Source organism: Bradyrhizobium sp. SRL28, from assembly GCF_018596315.1.
GTDB lineage: Bacteria > Pseudomonadota > Alphaproteobacteria > Rhizobiales > Xanthobacteraceae > Bradyrhizobium.
The window spans coordinates 18960-43925 of the sequence record NZ_JAHEAG010000015.1 but is presented as its reverse complement, the minus strand read 5'-3'; the positions used below and the strand labels follow the sequence as shown (position 1 = coordinate 43925).

Below are 24966 nucleotides of genomic sequence, written 5' to 3'. Positions count from 1 at the left end.
TGCGAAACTAGCTTCGTGAAACGCTCGATCCACCTTCCCCGGCTGCTGGCGTTCTTCCTGATCGTCGGCCTCGTGATCGCCCCGCTTTCGGCGCGGGCGAAGGGGGGAGCCATGGCATCGATGGCGATGACGTCGATGTCCGATGAGGCGGCGGCGATGTCCGACGACATGCCGTGCTGTCCGGACAAGTCGGCGCCTGCCGATTGCGACCAGTGCCCGTTGATGGCGCTCTGCGTGACGACGACTTTGCAGGCGCCACTGCCGGCGGGCGTTGCCGAAATCCAGCCGGTTACGCTTCGAATGCTGTTTCCCGGCAGCGATCCCGAAGTGGAAAGCGTCGCGTACTCACCCCCTCCAAAACCTCCCCGATCCCTGGTCCGTTCGGCGTAACGCCGAAAATCGCGCGCGGCGCTTTGTGGCGTCCGCGCCCATGCTGCGTTCGCAGCTGACCAGAAGATCGAGGGTTATCACCATGAAGGCCAATCAATTTTCGCGCAGCCTGCGGCTTGCGCTGACCGGCGCTGTCTTGATGTGCGGCGCTACCGTCGCGTTCGCCGATATCAAGAATTACGAGTTCAAACTCGTCGAACCGACCGTCAAGGTCGGCGCCGACCAAACCATCGCCGTGAGGCTTGTCGACAAGACGACGGGCAAGCCTGTTCCGGGCGCAGTCATCTTCGCCACGCGCCTCGACATGGCGCCGGATGCCATGCAGGAGATGGTCACCAAGGTCACCCCGCTCCCGGGAGCGGAACCCGGCACCTACCGGTTCAAGGCCAGCTTCAGCATGGCCGGCCGGTGGCAATTGTCGCTTGGCGCAAAGGTGCAGGGTGAAACCGGCACGGTCGAAAACAAGCTCGTCATTCGGGCCGACAAATGAAACGCTCGGTTCTGGTTGGAATCGCCGCTGCCGTCACGGCTGCGGCGATCGCAGGCGTCCTCTCGCGTCCATATCTCTGGCCGAGTGGAGAGATGGAACACGCGCACGTCATGGAGCAGGCGCGCGCCCAACAGGGCACGGCGATTTACTATCAGGACCCGGACGGCAAGCCTTTCTATTCGCTGACGCCGAAGAAAACGCCTGATGGCCGCGATTACCGCGCCGTCCCTCCGGGCGCCGACTTCAGTTTCGACGATCCGACGGATGTGGCGGCTGCGCAGCCTGCGGATCGCAAGATCAAGTACTACCGCAATCCGATGGGCCTGCCGGACGTTTCGCCGACGCCCAAGAAGGACTCGATGGGGATGGACTACATCCCCGTCTACGAAGGGGAGGACAGCGACGACGGCTCGGTCAAGCTGTCGCCGGGCAAGATCCAGCGAACCGGCGTCAAATCGGAGCGGGCCGCGCGGCGCGTGATCCGCACCATGATCCGCGCGCCCGGCACGATCCAGCTCGACGAACGGCGCGTCTCCGTGATCGCGATGCGCGCAGAAAGCTATGTCCAGAAAGTTGCCGACGTCACGACGGGCGCGCACGTCGTCAAGGGCCAGCCCCTGATGGAAATCTACAGTCCCGCGGTCTCGTCGGCCGCCGCCGAATACATCTCGACCCTCAATTCCAAGGTCACCGGCGGCGGCGAGGGGCCCTACGGCAAGGGCTCACGCCAGCGGCTGATGAATCTCGATGTGCCAGAGGCGGCGATCGTCGCCATCGAGAAGGGCCGGAACGTTCCGATCGGGATCGAATGGACCTCGCCGCGTGACGGCATCGTTATGGAACGCAACGTCACTGAAGGCATGCGTGCCCAACCGGGCGACGTTCTGTTCAGGATTGCCGATCACAGGGTGGTGTGGGCGATCGTCGATGTTGCCGAACGCGATCTGGGAAGCGTCGCCATTGGCCAGCGCACGATAGTGCGCGCGAGGAGTTTTCCCGGGCGGCAATTTTCGGGGAAGGTCAACCTCATCTATCCGCAGATCACCAAGGAGACGCGAACGGCGCGCGTGCGCGTCGAACTCTCCAATCCGGAACTGCTGCTGATCCACGACATGTATGTCGATGCTGAAATCGACACCGGCAGTCCGGAGGCCGTGCTCGCCATTCCGGAGAGCGCGGTCATGGATACGGGTAGCCGGCAGGCCGTTCTGGTGGACAAGGGGGAAGGGCGGTTCGAGCCGCGCGAGGTCAAGCTCGGCCATCGCGGCGAGGGTTATGTCGAGGTCCGCGAAGGCCTCGCCGAGGACGATCCGGTCGTGGTCTCAGCCAATTTCCTGATCGATGCCGAAAGCAATCTGAAGGCGGCGCTGAAAGGCTTTGCCGAGGGAGCGCAGCCATGATCGCCCGCCTCATCGCGTGGTCGGCGCGCAATCTGCTGCTGGTGTTCTTCGGCGCGACCTTCGCCGCCGCCGCCGGCCTCTACGCGCTCGCGCATCTGCCGCTCGACGCCATTCCTGACCTCTCGGATACGCAGGTGATCGTCTACACCGAATATCCGGGGCAGGCCCCGCAGGTGATCGAGGATCAGGTCACCTATCCCCTGACCACCGCCATGCTCACGGTACCTCGCTCGAAGGTCGTGCGCGGGTTCTCGTTCTTCGGTGTGTCGTTCGTCTATGTCATCTTCGAGGACGGCACCGATATCTACTGGGCGCGTTCGCGCGTGCTGGAATTCCTCAATAGCGCCGCGTCGCGGCTGCCAGCTGGCGTGACGCCGACCATCGGTCCTGATGCGACCGGCGTCGGCTGGGTCTACCAATACGCCGTGATGTCCAGGGAGTTGAACCTCTCCGACACCCGCGCCATCCAGGACTGGAATTTGAAATTTGCGCTGGCGAAAGCGGAAGGCGTCGCCGAGGTCGCGAGCGTCGGCGGCTTCGTGCGGCAATACAACGTCGTGCTCGATCCGCAGCGCATGCGTGATCTCGGCATCACCATGCCGAAGATGCGCGACGCAATCCGCGCCAGCAATGCCGACGTCGGTGGCCGCACCGTTGAACTGTCCGAGTTCGAATACGTCATCCGTGGCAAGGGCTATCTGAAGGGGGTCAATGATCTCGGCAATATCGTGCTCAAGGCCAGTAACGGCACGCCGGTGCTGCTCCGGGATATTGCGCGGGTCGAGCTGGGGCCGGACGAGCGCCGCGGCATCGGCGAACTCAACGGCGAAGGCGAGGTCGCCGGCGGCATCGTGCTGCAGCGTTTTGGCGTCAATGCGCTGGACGTCATTCGAAACGTCAAGAAGCGCTTTGCGGAAATCGCTTCCAGCCTGCCGAAATCGGTCGAGATCGTGCCGGTCTATGACCGCTCCAACCTGATCAATGCCGCCATCGACACGCTCAAGAGCACTCTGCTGGAGGAGTGCATCATCGTTGCATTGGTGTGCATCGTGTTCTTGCTGCACGTTCGCAGCGCGATGGTCGCCATCCTGATGCTGCCGGTCGGCGTGCTGATGGCATTCGGCGCGATGAAACTATTGGGGCTCGGCTCCAACATCATGAGTCTCGGCGGCATTGCGATCGCGATCGGCGCGATGGTGGATGCGGCGATCGTCATGGTCGAGAATGCCCATAAGCATCTCGAACGGGCCGAACCCGGGCAATCTCGCGTGAAAATCCTGATCGAGGCGGCAGCGCAGGTCGGCCCGGCGCTGTTCTTTAGCCTGCTGATCATCACCGTCTCGTTCATGCCGATCTTCACGCTGGAGGCGCAGGAGGGCCGCCTGTTCAGTCCGCTCGCCTTCACCAAGACATTTGCGATGGCGGCGGCGGCCCTGTTGTCCATCACGCTGGTGCCGGCGCTGATGGTGGTGTTCGTGCGCGGAAAGATCATTCCGGAGCACAAGAACCCGATCAACCGTTTCCTGATCTGGATCTATCGGCCGGTCATCAAGGCGGTGATGCGCGCCAAGATCCCGGTAATCCTGATCGCGCTCGGCATTCTCGCGGCGACGGCGTGGCCGGCCCGGCAGCTCGGCACCGAGTTCATGCCCAATTTGAACGAGGGCACGCTGCTCTACATGCCGACTACGCTGCCCGGACTTTCCGTCACCAAGGCAGCCGAATTGCTGCAGATGCAGGACCGGATCATCAGGAGTTTTCCCGAAGTAGAGTCGGTTTACGGCAAGGCCGGCCGCGCTGCGACCGCGACCGATCCGGCGCCGATCGAGATGTTCGAGACCACGATCAATCTCAAACCGAAGGCCGAATGGCGGGCTGGGCTGACGCTCGAGAGCCTCACGGCCGAAATGGACAAGGCGCTGCAATTTCCCGGCGTCTCCAACGCCTGGACCCAGCCGATCAAGGCGCGCATCGATATGCTCTCGACGGGCATCCGCACCCCGATCGGCGTTAAGGTGATCGGCACTGATCTGGTCGAGATCGATCGTTTGGCAAAACAGGTCGAGCAGGTGCTGCGGGCGGTGCCGGGGACGTCATCGGCCTATGCCGAGCGCGGCATCGGCGGCTATTACCTCGACATCGTTCCCGACCGGGCGGCACTCGCGCGCTACGGCATCATGATCCAGGACGTGCAGGACGTCATCGCGACCGCGCTCGGCGGGCAGACCGTGACGACGACCGTGGAGGGCCGCCAGCGCTTTGGCGTCAACATGCGCTATCCCCGCGACTTGCGCAGTGACCCACAGACAATCGCCCGGGACGTCCTCGTGCCTATGCCGGCCGGCGGGGCGGTGCCGCTGGGGGAAGTCGCAAAAGTCGCGCCGGCGCGCGGGCCTACCTCGATCCGGACCGAGAACGGACAACTCGCGGTCTACGTCTACGTCGACATCAGGGATCGCGACATCGGCGGTTACGTCGCCGATGCGCAGGCGGCCGTCAAAGCCAGCATCCAGTTTCCGCCCGGCGCTTACCTGATGTGGAGCGGCCAGTATGAATATCTGGAGCGGGCAGCGGCGCGGCTCAGGATCGTGGTGCCGGTGACGCTCGCGATCATCTTCCTGCTGCTCTATCTCAACTTCCGCTCGCTCGCGGAAACGCTGATCGTGATGCTGTCGCTGCCATTCGCGCTGGTCGGCGGCCTCTGGCTGATGTGGTGGCTCGGCTTCAATTTGTCGGTCGCCGTCGTGGTCGGCTTCATCGCGCTGGCTGGTGTTGCCGCCGAGACCGGCGTGGTGATGCTGATCTATCTCAACCAGGCGCTGGACGAGCGGAGGGCACGCAAGGCAGCCGAAGGCGGTTCGCTCTCGCGCAACGATCTCTACGACGCCATCATGGAAGGCGCGGTGGAACGGGTGCGTCCGAAGATGATGACGGTAGTCGCCATCATGGCCGGACTGCTGCCGATCATGTGGAGCACCGGCACCGGCTCGGAGATCATGCAGCGCATCGCCGTACCGATGATCGGCGGCATGATATCGTCAACACTGCTGACGTTGATTGTGATCCCCGCGATCTACGCGCTGGTCAAAGGGGCGGGGCTTGGAAAGGTGTCTGTGACGAAAGCGGAGCCCGGACAAGCAGGAGCCGGTGCAATCTAGGCGCTGTTTTCAACCGGGTTGAGCAGACCTGCTGGAGGTAGGTTCCCAAGCCAAACTTGTGATGCCTTTCACCATCGCCCCAAAAAGGATGAGATAAGCTTGGTTTCGTTTTCGGTCCCGTTTGACACTCCCGTACAAGGAGGAAGACGTGCCAGATCTTGCAAGAAGTCATGCCGTGGTAATTGGCGCCGGCATGGCCGGCCTTACGGCCGCTCAGGCGATCTCCAGGCATTTCGCGAAAGTCACGATCATCGAGCGGGACGTGCTTCCCGCCGAGGCCGCGCCCCGAAGCGGCACGCCGCAGGCCCAGCATGCCCATACGCTTCTCGCGGGCGGGCTGAAGGCCCTGCAGGCCTTGTTTCCGGGATTTGAGAACGATCTGGCGGAAGCGGGCGCCGTGAAGGCCCGCACCGGGAAGGATATCCGGATGGAGCGCCCGGGGTTCGATCCTTTCCCGACTCGCGATCTCGGCATCGACATTTTCTGCATGTCGCGCCCGCTGCTCGAAGCCGTAACGCGACGACGCATTCAGCAGACGCGGAACATCAATATATGCGTGCGCTCTCGCGTGACCGGGCTTGTCCCATCGCGTGATGCAATGCGGATCGAGGGGGTCCGTTATGATAGCGAAGATGGGCCTGTGACCCTGGAAGCCGACCTGGTGGTCGAAGCCTCCGGCCGCTGCGGCCTGACGCTGAAGCTGTTCGAAGAGCTTTCTCTGCCGATGCCCGAAGAAACCGAGATCGGCATTGATCAGGCTTACGCGAGCACCATCGTCGAGCGACCGCTCGCTCACAACGCCGAATGGCTGGGCAATATCATCCTGCCGTCCGCACCCGCCAGCAGCCGCGGAGCGTTCCTGTTTCCGATCGAGAAGCAGCGATGGCTGCTTTCGATCGGAGGCAATCATGGCGATGCGCCTCCGGGCGACCGCGCGGGATTCATGGATTTTGTCAGGAGCCTGCGCACCCCGACCATCTATGACGCGATCAGGGACGCTCGACCGGTGACTGATATCGTCCGCTACCAGCTGCCCTGCAGCACACGCCGGCATTTCGAGCGCCTGGAGTCTTTCCCGGCGGGGCTGCTCGCGATAGGCGATGCCCTCTGCCGTTTTAATCCAGTCTTCGGCCAGGGCATGAGCGTGGCAGCGCAGGAAGCCGTGATCCTCGACCGGTTGCTGGCGGAAGACGTTCCCATGGAGCGGCTGGCGCGTGACTTCTTCGCTGCCATCCAGGACACCATCGCGACGCCGTGGGGCGTTGCCGTCAGCGATTTTGTCTATCCCGCGACGCGCGGTGTTCGACCCGCCGACCTCGCCCAGCGCCTGAAATATGGTGTAGCCTTGACCAAGCTCGCCGCTGGTGATCCCGAGGTGCACCGGCTGACGGTGGAAGTCTCGCAACTGCTCAAGCCGCAGGCCGCGCTGCGCGAGCCAGCGCTCGCGGCCCGCGTGATGGCGCTGATGTGACTGATAATGCGGGGGAGGCGGCGCTTCCCCGTCCGTCAGTTCCGCACGATTGACCCTGCGCGCCCGACCAGCCGCGCCAGTTGCTTGAAGCGGCTGCCGACGCGGTCGGCGACGAGATCGACCATGCGATGCTCGAACACCAGCATCAGCTTGCGGCCGCGGCTGCGGAAATGCGTCGCGGGCAACACGCCGGTGCGCGCCGCCGAAATCAGATGCGCGACGCGGAAGGCGGCGCCGAGAATGCGGGCGCGTTCATCCATCGCCGGCGGCACCAGCTCCCGGATCCGCGTCGGCGGTTCGTTTTCCTCGCTTAAGCCTGCGTAGCGATAGAACACCGACAACGCGACAAAGGCGCGGCCCTGATGGCTGATCGAGCCGAAATTGCCGTTGGTGATCAGGCTCAGCGTTTCCTCGCCGCGGTGGTCGGGATGCACGCGCCAGCCGACATCGGACAGCAGGCAGGCGGCGTGGCGCAGGCGGCGGTCTTCCTCGGTCTCGCGCAGCTTCACGACTCGCACCAGCCGATCGGTCCATGCGACCAGTTCCTCGGCGTGGCGCGCGGAGCGCGACAGCAGCCCGTTCAGGGTTTGGGCGGCGCAGATGAAGCCGTCCTTGGCGCGCTCCTTCGGCGGCAGCATTTCGTAGAGCAGGCCTTCGCGCACGCCGAAGGTCGAGAACACGATCGTCTTCGGGCGGCCGACACGGATGATGTATTCGAGCACCAGCGCGGCGTAGGTCAGGAGCGGACGCCGAGCATCCGCGACCACCTCGATATCGGCGAGCATGTTGGCGGCTGCGAGCCGGCGCAGGCGCCGCGCGAAATCCAGCGCATCGGCGGCCGGCAACGAATAGCCGTGCATCACCCGCAGCGGATAGTCGCTCTGGACGATGTGGATGCGCGCCAGCGCGCGCCAGGTGCCGCCGACCGCGTAGAAGGTGCGGCCCTGGGCGGCCTTGAGCTGGGCCACGTTGGCCAGATCACTGCTGACGATGCGTTCGGCGCGCTTCAGCGATTTGTCCGACAGGTCCTGCAGCGCCAGGCTTCCGAGCGGCAGCGTGACGCCGCTTGAGACGCGGCTGCCACGCACGTCGATCAGTTCGAGCGAGCCGCCGCCGAGATCGCCGACGACGCCGTCGGGATTGTGGATGCCGGACACGACGCCGAGCGCGGATAGTTTCGCCTCGCGCGGCCCCGACAGGATTTCTATGGGAACGCCGCAGATCCGCTCGGCCTTGGCGATGAAGTCGGGGCCGTTGGAGGCGTCGCGGCAGGCCGCGGTGGCGATCGCATAGACGCGGCCGACCTGCTGAATGCGGCACAAGGCGCGAAAGCGCCGCAGCGAGGTCAGGGCCTTGGCGACAGCGTCGGCCGACAGCAGGCCGGTGCTCTGCACCTCGCGGCCGAGCCCACACAGCGCTTTCTCGTTGAAGATGGTGACGAGGCTGCGCGTCATCGTCTCATAGACGACGAGGCGAACCGAGTTCGAACCGATGTCGATGACGGCGACGCTGGAAGCGCGCTTGCGCGGTCGCTTCACAGCCACGGTCCTTTATGGCGATTGCTGGCGTTCGTTACGGCGCGTGAGGCGGCGCGGCGAAGATTCCTTGAGAGACTTTCCACGGCCTGACAGACTCGGATTGGTCATGAAATAGTTGTGCAGATTGAATGGCTCTTCGCCTTTCGCGGCCTTCATACGCGTTGACGACCCGTCCGGCAACAACTGCCAGCTCTGCTCGGTATCCTTCAGGTTCGCGACCATGATCTGTTCGAGAACCTGCTGATGTACCGTGGGATTTTGCAACGGACAGAGCACTTCGACGCGGCGGTCGAGGTTCCGCGGCATCATGTCGGCAGACGAGATATACACAGCCGCTTTGGCGCCGGGCAGGCCCTGACCCATACCAAAGCAGTAGATGCGGCCGTGCTCCAGGAAGCGGCCGATGATCGATTTAACCCGGATGTTCTCGGAAAATCCGGGAATGCCCGGCCGCAGGCAGCAGATGCCACGCACCACCAGGTCGATCGACACGCCCGCCTGCGAGGCCTCGTACAGCGCGTCGATGACATCGGGATCGACCAGCGAGTTCATCTTCATCCAGATCGCTCCCGGCTTGCCGTGCCGGGCGTGATTGGTCTCGCCTTTGATATGTTCGATGATGCGCTTGCGCAGCGTCAGCGGCGACACCGCCATCCGCTCGATGTCGCTCGGCTCGGCATAGCCGGTGATGTAGTTGAACACCCGCGCCGCATCGCGGCCGATGATCGGGTCCGAGGTGAAGTAGGATAGATCAGTATAGATGCGCGCGGTGACCGGATGATAATTGCCGGTGCCGGTATGCACATAGGTCGTTAGATTGCCGCCCTCGCGGCGCACCACCATCGACAGCTTGGCGTGCGTCTTCAATTCGAGGAAGCCGTACACCACCTGCACGCCGGCGCGTTCGAGATCGCGCGCCCAGCGGATGTTGGCTTCCTCGTCGAACCGCGCCTTCAGCTCGATCAGGGCCGTCACCGATTTGCCAGCCTCGGCTGCTTCGGCAAGCGTGCGCACGATCGGCGAATTGTTCGAGGTGCGGTACAGCGTCTGCTTGATGGCGACGACGTCAGGATCGCGCGCGGCCTGCTGCAGGAACTGCACGACGACGTCGAAGGATTCGTAGGGGTGATGGACGATGAGGTCCTTTTGCCGGATCGCGGCGAAGATGTCGCCGCCATGGTCGCGTACGCGCTCGGGATGGCGCGGCACATAGGGCACAAATTCGAGGTCGGGCCGGTCGAGCCGGGTGAGCTGTGACAGCTCGTTCATGGCCAGCACGCCGTCGACCAGAAACACTTCGTCGTCGGCGGCCGAAAGCGCCTGCCGCACAAAGCCGCACAGCTCTTCCGGCATCTTGGCTTCCATCTCGAGGCGGATCACCGAACCCCGCCGCCGCCGCTTCAGCGCGGTCTCGAACAGGCGGACCAGATCTTCGGCCTCTTCCTCGATTTCGAGTTCGGAGTCCCTGATGATGCGGAAGGCGCCCTGGCCCTTGACGGTGTAGCCGGGGAACAGCCGGCCGATGAACAGGCCGGTGGCCTGTTCCAGCGGGATCAGGTGCACCGCGCCATCCTTGGACGCGGGCATGCGAATGAACCGGTCGATCTTGCCGGGCATGCGGATCAGCGCGTTCATGGGCTTGCCATCGGCGACGCGCGCCAACTGCAGCGCGATGGTGAAGCCGAGGCTCGGGATGAACGGGAACGGGTGCGCCGGATCGATCGCCAGCGGCGTCAGCAGCGGGAAGATGTTGCGGAGGAAGTGATCCTCGAGCCAGCCGCGCTCCGCCTTGGTGAAGTCGTGGCCGTCGACCAGAATGATGCCCGTCTCCGACAGGGTGGCGCGCAGATCGCGCCAGATCGCCTGCTGGTCGGATGCGAGCGTCGAAACCGTCTTGTTGATGAGGGTGAGCTGCTCGGACGGCGTCATGCCATCGGGGCTGCGTTCGGCGATACCTTCACGGACCTGTGCCTTGATACCGGCAACGCGGACCATGAAGAACTCATCAAGGTTATTGGCCGAAATCGACAGGAACCGGACCCGTTCCAGCAGGGGATGGCCTGGATTGACGGATTCCTCGAGCACCCGGCGGTTGAAATGCAGCCAGGACAGTTCCCGATTGATGAATCGTTCCGGGCTCGTGGCAATCGTGGGCGGAGCCTCGGCAACTGGTTCTTTTTCTTTTATTTCAATAACTTGTGCCGATTCCATAAGGCTTTGATCCATCTCGGGAGAGGCGTGGCTAGTTTACAGGGAATGCGGCCCGCACCATGTGATACGCCGATGACGTTTCAATGACATTGATGTTCCGCCCACCGCCGCCGTCAAGGCGGCAGGAAGCAGCACACCCGTCCGATCAGGCGTTGCGCAGCAGTTCCGCGGCCAGCGCCCGGGTCACCGGCCGGCCGAGCCGCAGTGCCTCGGTATCCAGGAGGTCGACCGCCTGGCGGGCGGCGGCATAGGAGCGCTCGATCCGGGTGGCGAGGTAGCTCACGACCGTCTCGTCGATGCTCAATTGGCGGTCGGCGCAGAATTTGATGATCAGGCCGCGAAACAGCAAGTCGTCGGGCGCGGATAGCGACACGACGGGTGCGGCGCGCAGCCGCGACCTGAGATCGCGTAGTTCGACCTCGAACGCGACAGGCGGAACGCGCCCCGTGATCAGGACGAAGGCCTCGTCCTCGCGCGCGAGATTGAGGAGGTGAAACATCGCGCGTTCGTCGAAGTCGGCCGGTCTCAGGTCTTCGACCACCAGCGCGCCGGTGGCGAGCGCGCCGGGGACGGCAGCGGGGTTAAGCGCGTGCGCCGATATCGCGCGCGCGCCGGCCTGTTCGGCCCAGATCGCGGCGAGATGGCTCTTGCCGGAGCCTTCCGGTCCCACCAGCAGCATGATGCGGTTCGGCCAGTCCGGCCAGCTTTCGATCAGCGAGAGCGCGGCTTCATTGGCCGGGCCTTCCAGGAAATTGTCGCGGGTCAGGCTCTCCGCATGCGGCAACGCAAAGGCAAGCTGACGAGGTTGAACGCGGACTGCCACGCAGATCTCCAGGCCGGGATATTACAGCCTTCATAGCGTTTTCAAGCGAAGTGGGAACCGGTTCGCGTGAAGAAAACGGCAAAACGAAAAGGACGGCTAGCGCGCTTCGATCGTGCTCATGTGCCGCACCCACTCGACGAGATAGAGCGAGACGGAAACCAAAGTAAAGACCGTAACAAAACCCATCAGGATCACGTCATAGGGCGCCGGTTTGAAATTGAAACCGAGCGAAGCCAGCACCAGCGCCGCGAACGCCACCTGCGCCACCGTGTTGAGCTTCGACACCATCAGCGGCTTCATCGGAATGGGTTTGTCGAACAGCCACGACACGATCACGGCCGTGACGATCATGATGTCGCGCGATACCACGAGGATGACGAGCCAGCGCGGAACCGCGCCCCAGATGCCGAGCGCCACGAAGATCGACACCAAGAGCGCCTTGTCGGCGAGTGGGTCGAGCAGGGCGCCCAGTTCACTCGACATGTTGAACCGTTTGGCGAGAAAGCCGTCGACGGCGTCGCTGACCCCGGCAATGACAAAGATCGCGAAGGCGATTTCCATCTGGCTGGAAACGATCGCCCAGACGATGACCGGGACCAGAATGATGCGCCCCAGCGTAATGATGTTTGGAATACTCAACTCGGTCGCTTCCCGGCTCCCGGCCTAAATCCGGCCCTTGGCGGGTTCGGCCGGACCTTATCTACATAGTATATGCGAGAAGCGTTCGCGAGCCATTGCAGGATCGTGGAATTCCTCGTAACCAGCGGTCATCATACGGAAATTGGGCATGATCGACCGCAAAAACGGGCTCACTTACGCGGATTCGGGCGTCGATATCGATGCGGGCAACCGCCTGGTCGATCTCATCAAGCCGATGGTCCGCGCCACCGCCCGGGCGGGCGCGGACGCCGAAATCGGCGGATTCGGCGGTCTGTTCGACCTCAAGGCGGCGGGTTTCAAGGACCCGGTGCTGGTGGCGGCGACCGACGGCGTCGGCACCAAGGTCAAGATCGCGATCGAGACCGGGCTGCATGGCGGCATCGGCATCGACCTGGTGGCGATGTCGGTCAACGACCTCGTGGTGCAGGGCGCGGAACCGCTGTTCTTCCTCGACTATTTTGCATGCGGCAAGCTCGACCCCGAGGCGGCCGCGGCCATCGTGGCCGGCGTCGCCGAGGGCTGCCGGGAATCCGGCTGCGCCCTGATCGGCGGCGAAACCGCCGAGATGCCGGGGCTCTACAAGGACGGCGATTACGACCTCGCGGGCTTTGCGGTGGGAGCCGCCGAGCGTGGCACGTTGCTGCCGAGCGGGGATATCGCCGTGGGCGACGCCGTGGTCGGATTGGCCTCGTCGGGGGTGCACTCCAACGGTTTTTCGCTGGTCCGCAAGATCGTGGAAAACTCAGGCCTCGGCTTCGATGCGCCGGCACCGTTCTCGCCGGTCATGACGCTGGGCGGCGCGCTGCTGGCGCCGACGCGCCTCTATGTGAAATCCTGTCTGCGCGCGATCCGCGAGACCGGGGCGATCAAGGGCCTCGCGCACATCACCGGCGGCGGCTTCACCGACAACATTCCGCGCGTGCTGCCAAAGCATCTCGGCGTCGGCATCGATCTGGCGCGGCTGCCGGTGCTGCCGGTTTTCAAATGGCTGGCGGAGCAGGGCGGCATCGCCGAACTCGAACTGTTGCGCACCTTCAACTGCGGCATCGGCATGATCGCCATCGTCAAGCCGGATGCGATCGAGCAGGTGACGCAGATATTGACCGAAAGCGGCGAGACCGTCGCCCTGCTCGGTGAAGTGATCCCGGCCCGGCGCGACGGGGATGGCGAGCATCGCGTGATCTACAACGGCCACCTCGATCTCGCGCAATGAAACGTCGTGTCGCCATCCTGATCTCGGGGCGCGGCTCGAACATGGCCGCGCTGATCGACGCGGCGAAGGTTGCGGACTTTCCGGCCGAGATCGTCGCGGTCATCTCCAATCGGGCCGATGCGGCTGGGCTGGAGAAGGCAGAAGCGAGCGGCGTCCCGACGACGGTTATCGAGAGCAAGCCGTTCGGCAAGGATCGCGCGGGTTTCGAAGCCGTCCTGCAGCGGGCGCTGGAGGAACAGAAGGTCGAGCTGATTTGTCTTGGCGGATTCATGCGGCTGTTCACCGCCGAATTCGTGCAGCGCTGGTACGGCAGGATGCTCAACATTCACCCTTCGCTGCTGCCGTCCTTTCCCGGCCTCGATCCGCACGGCCAGGCGTTGCAGGCCGGGGTGAAGATCTCGGGCGCGACCGTGCACTTTGTGATCCCGGAAACCGACGCCGGCCCGATCATAATGCAGGGGGCGGTCACGGTGGCCGATGACGACACGGCCGAGACGCTGTCGCAGCGCATCCTCGGCATCGAGCATCGCATCTACCCGGAGGCGCTGCGGCTGCTTGCGAGCGGCAAACTTCGCCTCGAAGGCGATCTCTGCAAGGTCGCTGACAGCACTGAGCGCGACGGCACCCTGATTTCGCCGCGGACGATCTGATATTATCCTCGGTATACGCGAACGAGCGCGATAGCCGCGCTCCGCAAAATCCATCGAGGTTCCATGATCACGCTCTATGGCTCCGGGCCCAATTTCGGCCTTCCCGACGCAAGCCCGTTCGTGACCAAGGCCGAGACCTTGTTGCGGATGTCGAAACTCCCGTTCGAAAAGGCGCTGATGAGCTTTTCGAAGGCGCCCAAGGGCAAGATTCCCTACATCGAGGACGACGGCCAGCTGCTCGGCGACTCCACGCTGATCCGCTGGCACCTCGAAAAGAAATACGGCATCGATTTCGACAAGGGACTCAGCGCCGAGCAGCTCGCCATCGCCTGGGCATTCGAGAAGATGGCGGAGGACAATCTGTACTGGGCCAGCGTCTATTTCCGCTGGATGATCGACGACAATTTCCGCAAGGGGCCGGTCAATTTCTTCAAGGGCGTGCCCGCGCCGGTCCGGCCCGTCGTCGTCTCGATGATCCGCCGCCGCCTCCGCAAGACGTTGCAGGGCCAGGGAATCGGCCGTCACTCTGCCGACGAGATCACCGCGATCGGAATCCGCTCGATCGATGCGATGGCGGCCTATCTCGGTGACAAGCAGTTCTTCATGGGCACCTCGCCGGCCGGCATCGATGCCACGATGTTTGCCTTCGCGGTCTGCGCGATTTGTCCGGTGTTCGAATCGGATCTGCAGCGGGCGGCCGCAAGCCATGACAATTTGAGGCGATATGTCGGCCGGATGACCGCGCGATTCTATCCGGAACTGGTCGAGATCGCCGGGTGTCAGGCGGCGGCCTGAGTTCGAGGGCAGGGCAAGATCCTCAGGGGCTTCTGGCGCGTGCTGGAAACCTGGTCGCGGGTTCGCGCGAGCTGTGGCAGCCGGACAACAATGGCGCGTATTCGGTGGCGCGCCGGGGAGCCAACCGATTGACGCTTCCCGCGAACTGGGGGCAAATCGCTCCGGTTGATCGGGATTTGCGCATTTTTCGGGCCGGCGCTTTTGCCCTTGGGAATGGATTGCATGCGCTGCTCATCGCGGCTTTCGCGGGCACGAAAAATCGGGACCGGTGGCGCGCTCGCGCGGCTTATCGCGATTGTGGTCGTGCTCGTCGCCGTGATGTCAGCGGCACAGGCGCAATCACCGACGCCAACGCCAACGCCCACCCCGACACCCACACCATCGCCGACTCCTAGTCCGACCCCGACGGTGATCAACTCGACGGTTTCGTCGGGCGCAGCGCTGACCAATCTCGGCAGCAATTTCCTGGAACGGCTGGGCAATCAGTCGAGCAACGGCTTCAACCGCCTGCAGCGGACCAATCCGGGCGGCGGCGGTGCCTCCGAGAGCACGGAAGCGCCACGCTTCCGGACCTGGTTCGAAGGCTATGGGAACTATACGAAGACCGGCGCGATCGGCGATTTCGTCGGCGATAGCAGAAAGACCTGGGGCGGCGTCGCCGGGATCGGCGCGCGGGTGGCGCCGGGCATCAATATCGGCTTCTCGGTCGATCAGAGCCGCTCCGCGATCGATATTCCGCTGGCGCTGCAATCGGCGACGATCGACCTGACCCAGATCGGCTTCACGGCCTCTGTCGACAGCGGGCCATGGACCTGGGCCAGTGCGGTGGTCCACGGTTTCGGCAACATCCATTCGCACCGCGACACGGGGCTTGGAATTGCGACCGCCGGATACAATGCACGGCTCGACGGCGTCCTGAGCGAGATCAGCTATTACTGGACCAAGGACCAGGGCCGCATCGTGCCCAAGGGGGCGTTCGAATACGTCCGCGCCCAGACCGGCTCGCTGCAGGAGATCGGCGGCCTCGATCCCGTGACGGCGACGGGCGCCACCGTGCAGCGCGGGCGGCTATTGATCGGCGCGGAGATCGGCCATTACTGGATCTTCGACGGCAAGATTTTCGACCTGTCGGGCTATGGCAAGTTCGTCGACAATGTCGTGCAGAATTTCTCCGACATCACCGTCAGCCAAGGCGTGCAGAGTATTACGTTCCAGGGTATCGGCGAGAGCCGGTACGGTGCCGATGCCGGCGCTTCGGCATCGTTGAGCCTCACCAATACCGCGCGGCTCTACGTCAACTACGACGCCAAACTCCGCGCCGCGATGCAGTCGCATCAGGGCACGCTGGGCCTGGAGCTGAGGTGGTAGCGGACGAGAACATCCTCGTGTCCCGGACGCGATGCAGCGCGTAGCGGTGCTCCGCAGAGCCGGGACCCATGGCGTGTGGACCCCGGACCAGCAGCGCACCACGCCGCAAACGCGGCGCGTTGCGCAGCATCCGGGGAACGCGAGCGTCTAAGCCCGATCGACCCTGACGACGCGGCCTTTTTCGATCGCGAGCGCGAGCCTGCCGTGCTTCAGAGCTATCGCGGCTTCGCCGAACAATTCGCGGCGCCAGCCGTGCAAAGCGGGGACGTCGGCCTGGTCGTCGGCGGCGATCTGGTCGAGATCGTCGACGGTGGCAATGACCTTGCTGGCGACGGCGTGGCGTTCCGACGTCATCCGCAGCAGCACCTTCAGGAGTTCGACGGTCGCAGCGCCATTCGAGTTGCCGCGCGGCTTTTCGATCTTCGGCAGCGTGTGGGGATCGCGGGCAAGCCCGCGCTGCACGGCGGCGATGATATCGGTGCCCCATTTGGAGCGGTCAAAGCCCTTTGGCAGCGAGCGCAGGCTGGCGAGGCGCTCCAGTGAGGTCGGGGCATGGGTGGCGATGTCGCCGACCGCATCGTCCTTCAGCACGCGCGAGCGCGGCACATCGCGGCTTTGCGCTTCCTGCTCGCGCCAGGCCGCGACTTCCATCAGCACGGCGAGCTCCTTCGGCTTGCGCACCCGCGTCTTGAGCCGCTCCCAGGCGCGCTCGGGGTGGAAATCGTAGGTCCTGGGCGAGGTCAGGACTTCCATCTCCTCGCTGACCCAGTCGCTACGGCTGCGCTTCTTCAGGTCGGCGTCCAGTGCTGCGAAGACGTCGCGCAGATGGGTGACGTCGGAGACCGCATAATGCATCTGCTCGGGCGTCAGCGGCCGGCGCGACCAGTCCGTGAAGCGGTGGGTCTTGTCCGGCCGATGGCCGGTGACGCGCTCGACGAGCTGGTCATAGGCGATGCTGTCGCCATAACCCAGCACCATGGCGGCGACCTGCGTATCGAAGATCGGATGCGGAATGGTGCCGGACTGGTGCCAGACGATCTCGATGTCCTGGCGGGCGGCGTGAAACACCTTCAGCACCGCCTCGTTCCCCATCAGCTCGAAGAACGGCTTGAGGTCGATGCCGGGCGCCAGCGTGTCGATCACGACGGCCTCGTCCGCGCTTGCCATCTGCACGACGCAGAGCAGGGGATAGTAGGTCGTCTCCCGCAGGAACTCGGTGTCGACGGTGATGACCTTGTGCTGGGCGAGCCGGGAGCAGGCGGCGGCGAGGTCGGAAGTGGTGGTAATCAGATCCATGAACAATCCATGACGCGTCGGACAGGCGTTCTGCCGAAAACGCTGATATGTCAAGGGTGTTGGGCAGAATTTGAGCCCTGCATTTGATCCTGAGCACGGCTTTTTTGCGACCCAACCGGGGCCGGACGATAGGGGCGTTATCGTTCAGCCCCCAAATTTGGTCAGCGCCGCACGCTGCGGCTTTTGCTCCGTCGAGCCAGTTCGAGAAATCGGGCTTTGATCTGCGCGAACAGGCCCGGTGGGATGAACCCATAGCTGAATACGCCTGGTCTGCCGGGGATAGGCGACACGCCGGCGTTCGGCCATTCGTCGACGTTGTGCTCGGAAACGATGACCCAACTCGGCGCGTCGTCCAATCCCAAGGCCTGCTTGACCTTCGCCGGTATTTCGACGCCCTCCGTGCCCGCATTCGGCGGCGAGTGCGTGATCGGCAGCAGCACGACATAGCGTGGCTCCGCCAGGCTATCGCTTGCGGCCACGAGGCAAGTCGGCCGGTCCTTGCCCTGATCGCGGCCCTCTGCAGCCTCATGAGACCACAGATAATCATAGCGGACGATGAGTCCGGGCTTCGGATCGGGAAACGCCACGGTGCTGTTTTTACTTCAGCAGTTCGTCGAGCGCGGTGTGTTCGACATCCATCTCGGCCCGCTCCACGGCGTCGATCACCACCGATGTTGCGTCGGCTGTCCGATGCGTGCGCTTGGCGGCAGCCGTGAGCCAATCATACTGTTCGGCCGACATCAGCACGAATTCGCGCCGGCCGTGTCGGGTGATCTCCACCGGCTCCCGTTGGGCCTGATGCTGGAATTCACCGAATTTACGCTGGAATTCCAGGGCCGTGGTCTTGACCATTGCGATATCCCTTAGTGAAATCTCACGATTTCAATTATACGTATAATACATATATCTGAGGGCGGCAAAGCAAATTGATATAACGGCGGCGAATTTGGCTTCGCTGCGGCTGGTTCGATGTCAGGAAATTCCAGGCACTACTCGTAGCGGATGTGCCGCGACCGGCGCCGGCCGGACGGGATCGCGAGCACGGCGAGACAGAGTGCAATCATCACCATTCCCATGAATCCGAAAGCAAAGGCGTCCACGGCAATTCTCCCCGGATAAACCGATAGAATTGTGGGGAGCGCGTTGACCGTTTCTTAATTTCTGAAACCTGGGGAGGCGCGCATGCGCGGATGGTGGACGCGCGCTTAAGGAGTTCGGTTAACGGGTAATAGTCGTCGTGCGAGGCTGCGGCTGATCCTCAACCACGTCTAGGCCGCTCTTGTGCGGATCGGTCCGATCTTCGCGAGGTCCTTGCCTATCTGTCGCTTCGCGATTTGAACGTCGTAATCGGTCTGAAGGTTCAGCCAGAGTTCGGGCGAGGTACCGAAGACCTTCGACAGGCGTAACGCGGTATCTGCCGTTACGCCAGTTTCCTCATTCGACAATCGCTCGATGCGCGTCCGTGGAACGCCGCAGGCCTTTGCCACCGCGCCGGGCGACAGCCCGAGCGGTAACAAAAACTCCTCACGAAGAACTTCTCCCGGATGCATGGGGGAAAGCTTCTTGGCCATTAACGGTCCTCCTTTTGGCGCGAAGGCCATGCCTGACTTCACGAGTGATAGTCAGTCAACTCAACATCTCTCGGCCCTTCGGCGGTCCAAACAAAGCAAATCCGGAACTGGTCGTTTACTCGAATTGAGTGTTGCCCAGCACGGTCTCCTTTGAGCGCCTCAAGCCGGTTGCCCAGCGGCACACGCAAATCCGCTAAAATATGTGCGGCGTGCAGATAACGCAGCTTGCGTCGGGCAACCTTGATCAGGTCCGCGGGAAAGCCCTTGCGGACGACGCCGTTGAATGCATCCTCCGTTAGAGAATCCTTGAAACTCTTGATCATGATTGAGTGTATCAGCATATGATACACTCGTCAATTATGACGTATCATCGGGTGATACGGTCGTTAGAATAATGGTGCGTAGGATGGGTAGAGCGAAGCGAAACCCATCAGCCCCGCGCGCGGCATTGATGGGTTTCGCTCTACCCATCCTACAATCTGCGCGAGGAGTGAAAACTTCGCCTCATGTGCCGCAGAACGTCTGCAGCACGCGTTGCTCCGGCAGTGGCGGCTCGGCATAGGCTGCGTACGCCGGCTGATCCTCATACGGCTTCGACAGCACCGTCAGCAATTCCTCGAACGGCGCGTAGTCGTTGTTTACGGCCGCCGCGATCACGGCTTCGACGCGGTGGTTGCGTGGAATGAACGCTGGATTGACGGCGCGCATCGCGGCTTGTCGATCGGCGGCGGATTGCGGCTCGTCCGCAAGGCGCTGACGCCAGCGCGTGGCCCATTCGTCGAAGGCGGCGGGATCGGTGAACTGGGCCCTGACGCTGTCGTCGTCGGCATCCACAGCGGCATCGATCAGGCGGCGGAAGGTGAGGGTGAAATCGGCCTGGTTCTTCGCCATCGCATCGAGCAGATCCTGCACCAGCGCTTCGTCGCCGTCGCGCGCGGTGAACAGGCCGATCTTCTTGCGCAGGCCGGCCTGATAGGCGGCGGTGAATTTTTCGGCGAACTCACCGAGAATGAATTGGGCCTGTTCGATCGCCTTGTCCTGGTCGTCGGAGAACAGCGGCAGCAGGCATTCGGCGAGCCGGGTCAGGTTCCAGAGCGCGATGCGCGGCTGGTTGGCGTAGGCGTAGCGGCCCATTTCATCGATCGAGGAGAATACCTGCGCGGGGTTGTATTCGTCCATGAAGGCGCATGGGCCGTAATCGATGGTCTCGCCGGATATGGACGTGTTGTCGGTGTTCATGACGCCATGAATGAAGCCGACCAGAAGCCAGCGCGCGACGAGATCCGCCTGGCGGGCGACGACGCCTTCGAGCAGCGCGTGATAGGGACGCTCGGCCTTGGCGACATCCGGGTAATGCCTGGCAATGACGTGGTCGGCGAGCTGGCGCACACCGTCGGTATCGCCGCGCGCAGCGAAGAACTGGAAGGTGCCGACGCGGATGTGGCTTGCGGCGACGCGGGTGAGCACGGCGCCGGGCAGCATGGTCTCGCGCATCACGTTCTCGCCCGAAGTGACGGCGGCGAGCGAGCGGGTGGTGGGGATGCCGAGCGCGAACATCGCTTCGCTGACGATGTATTCGCGCAGGACAGGCCCGAGCGCGGCGCGGCCGTCGCCGCGGCGCGAGAACGGCGTCGGGCCAGATCCCTTGAGCTGGATGTCGCGGCGGATGCCGTCCTGGTCGACGACCTCGCCGAGCAGGATGGCGCGGCCATCGCCGAGCTGGGGCACGAAATGGCCGAACTGGTGGCCGGCATAAGCCATCGCGATCGGATCGGCGCCGTCGGGCAGGCGCTTCCCGGCGAGGATTTCCGCCCCTTCCGGGCTATCCAGCACATCGGGATCAAGGCCGAGATGGACGGCCAGGGCCCGGTTCAGCTTGATCAGTCGGGGGGCGGCGACGGGTGTCGGGGCCACGCGGGCGAAAAAACTCGCCGGCAGCGCCGAATAGGTGTTCTGGAACGGGAAATGGACGGTCATGACCCAAAGATAGGCGCGGGCAGGGAATAGGCAAACGGTTCGGGCGGGTGCGGGCGGAAATCTCGCTGTCCGGGCCCAAAACAGGCCCCGCCATTGGTTGCCGCCCCTCGCGGCGTCGGGTAAACCCTCCCGCAATTCGCGCGGGCTTTGGCCCCCGATTCTGACCTCCGACATCTGTTTTTGGGACTTCCATGCATCGCTATCGGTCACATACATGCGGCGCGCTTCGCGACAGCGACATCGGCCAAACTGCCCGTCTTTCCGGCTGGTGCCATCGTATCCGCGACCATGGCGGGGTGCTGTTCATCGATCTGCGCGACCATTACGGCATCACCCAATGCGTGGCGGACCCGGATTCGCCGGCGTTCAAGGAAGTGGAAAAGTTCCGCTCGGAATGGGTGGTGCGGATCGACGGCAAGGTACGCCGTCGTCCCGACGGCACCGACAATCCGGAACTGCCGACCGGGGCGGTCGAAGTCTATGTCAGCGAGATCGAGGTGCTCGGACCTGCGGCCGAGCTGCCGCTGCCGGTGTTCGGCGAGCAGGAATATCCTGAAGACATCAGGCTTAAGTACCGCTTCCTCGACCTCCGTCGCGAGAAGCTGCACCAGAACATCATGACCCGCGGCGCCATCGTGGATTCCATGCGCAAGCGGATGAAGGAGCAGGGCTTCTTCGAGTTCCAGACCCCGATCCTGACGGCGTCCTCGCCGGAAGGCGCGCGGGACTTTTTGGTGCCGTCGCGGATCCATCCCGGAGAATTCTACGCGCTGCCGCAGGCGCCGCAGCAGTACAAGCAGCTCCTGATGATGAGTGGCTTCGACCGCTACTTCCAGATCGCGCCGTGTTTCCGCGACGAGGACCCGCGCGCCGACCGCTTGCCGGGCGAGTTTTATCAGCTCGACCTCGAAATGAGCTTTGTCGAGCAAGACGACGTATTCGCGGCCGTCGAGCCCGTCGTCACCGGCGTGTTCGAGGAGTTCGCCAAGGGCAAGCCGGTGACCAAGAACTGGCCGCGGATTCCATTCGCCGAAGCCTTGAAGAAATACGGCAGCGACAAGCCGGACCTGCGCAACCCGATCATTATGCAGGACGTCTCCGAACACTTCCGCGGCTCCGGCTTCAAGGTGTTCGCGCGGATGCTCGAAGACCCGAAGAACCAGGTCTGGGCGATCCCCGGCGTGGGCGGCGGATCACGCGCGTTCTGCGACCGCATGAACTCCTGGGCGCAAGGCGAAGGCCAGCCCGGGCTCGGCTACATCATGTGGCGCGAGGGCGGCGAGGGCGCGGGTCCACTCGCCAACAACATCGGCGCGGAGCGGACAGCTGCGATCCGCACGCAGCTCGGCACGAAGGAGGGCGATGCGGCGTTCTTCGTCGCCGGCGATCCGGAAAAATTCTGGAAGTTTTCAGGCCTCGCCCGCACCAAGGTGGCTGAGGAATTGAACCTGATCGACAAGGACCGGTTCGAGCTCGCCTGGATCGTCGACTTCCCGATGTACGAATACAATGAGGAAGACAAGAAGGTCGACTTCTCGCATAACCCGTTCTCGATGCCGCAGGGCGGCCTCAAGGCGTTGCAGACGCAGGAAGCGCTGACCATCAAGGCGTTCCAGTACGACATCACCTGCAACGGCTACGAGATCGCCTCCGGCGGCATCCGCAACCATCGCCCCGAGGCGATGGTGAAGGCGTTCGAGATCGCGGGCTATGGCGAGAAGGATGTCGTCGAGCGTTTCGGCGGCATGTATCGCGCGTTCCAGTACGGCGCCCCGCCGCATGGCGGCATGGCGGCCGGCGTCGACCGCATCGTGATGCTGCTCTGCGGCACCACGAACTTGCGCGAAATCTCGCTGTTCCCGATGAACCAGCAGGCCGTGGACCTCCTGATGGGCGCGCCGTCGGAAGTCACAACCAAGCAGCTCCGCGAGCTTCACATCCGGCTCAATTTGCCGGACAAGGGGTAGCTCACAGCGCCGTCGAAGCCTCGATACGGAACTGCGAAAGCGCGACGAGCGGGTCGGTCTTCAACATCTGGAAGAGCTGCATCGCCGGCACTTTGCCGAGCGGCGTGAGCTTGAGCGTCAGCGCTGTCCGCGGCGTTTCGATAAAACGCGCCAGCGCCTCCGCGGCGGCGACAGCATCGGGGTTGTTTGTCCCTGTCGTCGCAGCGCTGTTTCTGATGTCGTCAACGATCGCTTTTCGCGCGGCGTCGCGGCTGATGTTCTGCATCCGGGCATAGTGGCCGACCGCGAGATCGACGCCGCCCAAATCGCGCACCGTGAGATCGATCGTGCCGGCCTCGATCTGCGTGGCCATGACGGCCGACTGAATTGGATTGATCGAGAACACCTCGCGCGGCACGTTGGCGAGCGAAATTCTTGCGGACGCTTTCAGCATGCCGCCAAGCTCGACCGTCACGGGCTCCAGTACGAATGCGCGCGATGCTTCGGTCCATGCCGTGCCGAGATCGAGATCGATCGCCATCTTGTCGAGGCCCGCGGCAATCAGCATTCGCTGACCGGGATGGGTCGCGTCGAGAGGACCGGACATCTTCGCGGTCAGTCGCGCCTTGCTCGGTATAGGTCCGATGAACTGCCCCCAGTCCAGGCTGACGAGGTCGACGTTGATCGGCCGGCCGGTGTTCTTAAAGGGCGCTGCGAAGCCTTTGAGTTCGGCGCCCTCGAGCAGGGCAATCATGCCGAGCGCTTGGTCGGGCGGCGGTGGTTGCGCCGGGTTCGAGAACAGTGCGGTCTTGCGCAACAAGCCGGCGATATCCACGCTTTTGAGGGCGAAGCGGGTGACCTTGACCGGCCCCTGCGCTGTACGGCCATCAAAACCCTCGAGCGCAAATTCGCCGGTCTTTCCGTTCTCCAGACTGAAGCGCAGCGAGGCGAGCTTGAAGCCGCCCTCCGGCATATCCATCGAAAAGCCGCGCATCTCGGCGTTTCCAATGCGCACGCCTTCGTAGATCTTGGCCGCCCTTTCCATCATTTCGCGCGTCTGCGCCGGCGTGGGCTGGGCCGCTCCGGACGGCATCGTTGCCAGCAGTGCGGCCAGTTGCAGCCGCGAGGGCCGCGCCCCGATATCCTCGGCCGTCAGCCCCTCGATACGCACCGTCGGACCTTGCCCTGAGGTGATCGTATAGGCGCCGGCGCTAATCTGCCGGTAGACGCGGTAGTATTGGTCGTCGTTGCCTCGCTGCGGATCGAGGATTGTCGCGGCCGCGACCATATCGACGTCCTGCGCAGCGAGATTTGCCAGCTCACCGGTGACCCTCTCGGGCTTGCCCTTCGATTGCGAGTTCCCTGTGAAGGTCATTCGGTCTACAGTCACAGCGGCAATCTTGCCGGCCTTCATGTCGCGCAGCGTAAGGTTAGAATAGGCGAATTCTCCGTTCCCCAATTGCGGGTTTCCGGAGCTCATGGTGCCGGCAACAGTCGGTGCCGTGATCGAGGAAGCAGTGACTGCACCAAGCTGTTCAATAAACAATCGATATAGGTCGATCATCGATGACGATGCCGGCGGCACCGGCGGGTTTGCCGGGCCGGAAAAATCCTTCGCCGCGATCCGCGGCACCTTGTAGGCGACTTGCCAATCCGCCCCCACGGCCATCCTGGTATTGAGTTCGAAGTCGGTGATCTCGATGGCATCGGCCGAGAAGCGTGTCGCGTCCGGCTGACCGACGCCGGTGGCTATGATGCTGGCGATCTTGACGCTTACCGGAGGCTGCGTGGCCGATTCAGTCGCAATATCGGCGATCTTGAGCGTGCGGCTGCGCAGGTCGAACGATACCTTGCCGTGGCTTGCCTTGCCGCCGCCGGCGCGGATCTGCTCGAACGTGGCCTCGACCTCGCTGGCAACCCGATGCTGCGTATAAAACTCGAAGCCGAAGAAGCCGCCCACCGCGATTACGACCGCAGCGGCCAGGCCCATCAGTATCTTGACCATTAGT

At 63.5% G+C, this 24966-nt stretch carries 22 protein-coding genes; 11 read left to right on the top strand and 11 right to left on the bottom strand.

Features of this window, described 5'->3' with window-relative positions:
- The first annotated feature begins 15 nt into the window (after nucleotides 1-15).
- The 5 genes from KIP88_RS25435 (at nucleotide 16) to KIP88_RS25415 (ending at nucleotide 6909) form a co-directional block, all read left to right on the top strand.
- Entirely contained in the window at nucleotides 16-390 is a 375-nt protein-coding gene (locus KIP88_RS25435) for a hypothetical protein (RefSeq protein ID WP_214490777.1), read from the top strand.
- Between the two features lie 82 nt (nucleotides 391-472).
- On the top strand, nucleotides 473-880 hold the full coding sequence (locus tag KIP88_RS25430; RefSeq protein ID WP_214490776.1) for a FixH family protein: 408 nt from the start codon (nucleotides 473-475) through the stop codon (nucleotides 878-880).
- The gene (locus KIP88_RS25425) at nucleotides 877-2280 is read left to right on the top strand and encodes an efflux RND transporter periplasmic adaptor subunit (protein WP_214490775.1); all 1404 of its coding nucleotides are present in this window, start codon (nucleotides 877-879) and stop codon (nucleotides 2278-2280) included. Before KIP88_RS25430 ends, KIP88_RS25425 begins: the two co-directional genes overlap by 4 nt.
- Entirely contained in the window at nucleotides 2277-5438 is a 3162-nt protein-coding gene (locus KIP88_RS25420) for an efflux RND transporter permease subunit (protein ID WP_214490774.1), read from the top strand. Before KIP88_RS25425 ends, KIP88_RS25420 begins: the two co-directional genes overlap by 4 nt.
- Nucleotides 5439-5586: 148 nt before the next feature.
- Nucleotides 5587-6909, top strand: coding sequence for an FAD-dependent monooxygenase (locus tag KIP88_RS25415; RefSeq protein WP_214490773.1), 1323 nt, complete (start codon nucleotides 5587-5589; stop codon nucleotides 6907-6909).
- Nucleotides 6910-6944: 35 nt separating this feature from the next.
- Here KIP88_RS25415 and ppx read toward each other — a convergent pair whose 3' ends face one another.
- The 4 genes from ppx to KIP88_RS25395 form a co-directional block, all read right to left on the bottom strand.
- Nucleotides 6945-8447: an exopolyphosphatase gene (gene ppx / locus KIP88_RS25410; RefSeq protein ID WP_214490772.1), complete on the bottom strand. Its 1503-nt coding sequence runs from the start codon at nucleotides 8445-8447 to the stop codon at nucleotides 6945-6947.
- Between the two features lie 12 nt (nucleotides 8448-8459).
- Nucleotides 8460-10658: an RNA degradosome polyphosphate kinase gene (locus KIP88_RS25405; protein WP_214490771.1), complete on the bottom strand. Its 2199-nt coding sequence runs from the start codon at nucleotides 10656-10658 to the stop codon at nucleotides 8460-8462.
- A gap of 145 nt (nucleotides 10659-10803) precedes the next feature.
- Nucleotides 10804-11481, bottom strand: a complete 678-nt coding sequence (locus KIP88_RS25400) for a chromosomal replication initiator DnaA (protein WP_214490770.1) — start codon at nucleotides 11479-11481, stop codon at nucleotides 10804-10806.
- 96 nt (nucleotides 11482-11577) lie between these two features.
- Complete coding sequence (locus tag KIP88_RS25395) at nucleotides 11578-12120, bottom strand: CDP-alcohol phosphatidyltransferase family protein (RefSeq protein WP_028346428.1); 543 nt, start codon at nucleotides 12118-12120, stop codon at nucleotides 11578-11580.
- Between the two features lie 148 nt (nucleotides 12121-12268).
- Between KIP88_RS25395 and purM the strand changes: the two genes are divergently transcribed.
- The 5 genes from purM (at nucleotide 12269) to KIP88_RS25375 (ending at nucleotide 16167) form a co-directional block, all read left to right on the top strand.
- Nucleotides 12269-13354: a phosphoribosylformylglycinamidine cyclo-ligase gene (gene purM, locus KIP88_RS25390; RefSeq protein ID WP_214490769.1), complete on the top strand. Its 1086-nt coding sequence runs from the start codon at nucleotides 12269-12271 to the stop codon at nucleotides 13352-13354.
- On the top strand, nucleotides 13351-14004 hold the full coding sequence (gene purN, locus KIP88_RS25385) for a phosphoribosylglycinamide formyltransferase (RefSeq protein ID WP_214490768.1): 654 nt from the start codon (nucleotides 13351-13353) through the stop codon (nucleotides 14002-14004). The genes purM and purN overlap by 4 nt, the downstream gene beginning before the upstream one ends.
- Nucleotides 14005-14067: 63 nt before the next feature.
- Nucleotides 14068-14799, top strand: a complete 732-nt coding sequence (locus KIP88_RS25380) for a glutathione S-transferase family protein (protein ID WP_214490767.1) — start codon at nucleotides 14068-14070, stop codon at nucleotides 14797-14799.
- Nucleotides 14800-14927: 128 nt separating this feature from the next.
- The gene (locus KIP88_RS48535) at nucleotides 14928-15194 is read left to right on the top strand and encodes a hypothetical protein (protein WP_374226512.1); all 267 of its coding nucleotides are present in this window, start codon (nucleotides 14928-14930) and stop codon (nucleotides 15192-15194) included.
- A gap of 13 nt (nucleotides 15195-15207) precedes the next feature.
- Nucleotides 15208-16167 (top strand): autotransporter outer membrane beta-barrel domain-containing protein, encoded by a 960-nt coding sequence (locus KIP88_RS25375; protein WP_374226511.1) that lies wholly within the window; start codon nucleotides 15208-15210, stop codon nucleotides 16165-16167.
- A gap of 147 nt (nucleotides 16168-16314) precedes the next feature.
- On the opposite strand, the gene rnd is transcribed toward KIP88_RS25375, so the two are convergent.
- The 6 genes from rnd to KIP88_RS25345 form a co-directional block, all read right to left on the bottom strand.
- Nucleotides 16315-17463, bottom strand: a complete 1149-nt coding sequence (gene rnd, locus KIP88_RS25370) for a ribonuclease D (protein ID WP_214490765.1) — start codon at nucleotides 17461-17463, stop codon at nucleotides 16315-16317.
- A 161-nt stretch (nucleotides 17464-17624) separates the two neighbouring features.
- On the bottom strand, nucleotides 17625-18050 hold the full coding sequence (locus KIP88_RS25365) for a hypothetical protein (RefSeq protein WP_214490764.1): 426 nt from the start codon (nucleotides 18048-18050) through the stop codon (nucleotides 17625-17627).
- A 10-nt stretch (nucleotides 18051-18060) separates the two neighbouring features.
- Nucleotides 18061-18315, bottom strand: a complete 255-nt coding sequence (locus KIP88_RS25360; RefSeq protein WP_214490763.1) for a type II toxin-antitoxin system prevent-host-death family antitoxin — start codon at nucleotides 18313-18315, stop codon at nucleotides 18061-18063.
- A 416-nt stretch (nucleotides 18316-18731) separates the two neighbouring features.
- Nucleotides 18732-19034 carry a HigA family addiction module antitoxin gene (locus KIP88_RS25355; RefSeq protein ID WP_214490762.1) on the bottom strand — a complete coding sequence of 101 codons (303 nt, stop codon included), beginning with the start codon at nucleotides 19032-19034 and terminating at the stop codon, nucleotides 18732-18734.
- 38 nt (nucleotides 19035-19072) lie between these two features.
- On the bottom strand, nucleotides 19073-19357 hold the full coding sequence (locus KIP88_RS25350; RefSeq protein ID WP_214490761.1) for a type II toxin-antitoxin system RelE/ParE family toxin: 285 nt from the start codon (nucleotides 19355-19357) through the stop codon (nucleotides 19073-19075).
- A gap of 181 nt (nucleotides 19358-19538) precedes the next feature.
- A complete protein-coding gene (locus KIP88_RS25345; protein WP_214490760.1) occupies nucleotides 19539-21011 on the bottom strand; it encodes a YdiU family protein in 1473 nt (490 codons plus the stop codon).
- Between the two features lie 191 nt (nucleotides 21012-21202).
- On the opposite strand from KIP88_RS25345, the gene aspS reads away from it, so the two are divergent.
- Nucleotides 21203-22978, top strand: coding sequence for an aspartate--tRNA ligase (gene aspS, locus KIP88_RS25340; protein ID WP_214490759.1), 1776 nt, complete (start codon nucleotides 21203-21205; stop codon nucleotides 22976-22978).
- Between the two features lies 1 nt (nucleotide 22979).
- Here the strand turns inward: aspS and KIP88_RS25335 are convergent, their stop codons facing one another.
- Nucleotides 22980-24962, bottom strand: coding sequence for a hypothetical protein (locus tag KIP88_RS25335; RefSeq protein WP_214490758.1), 1983 nt, complete (start codon nucleotides 24960-24962; stop codon nucleotides 22980-22982).
- Nucleotides 24963-24966: the final 4 nt, after the last annotated feature.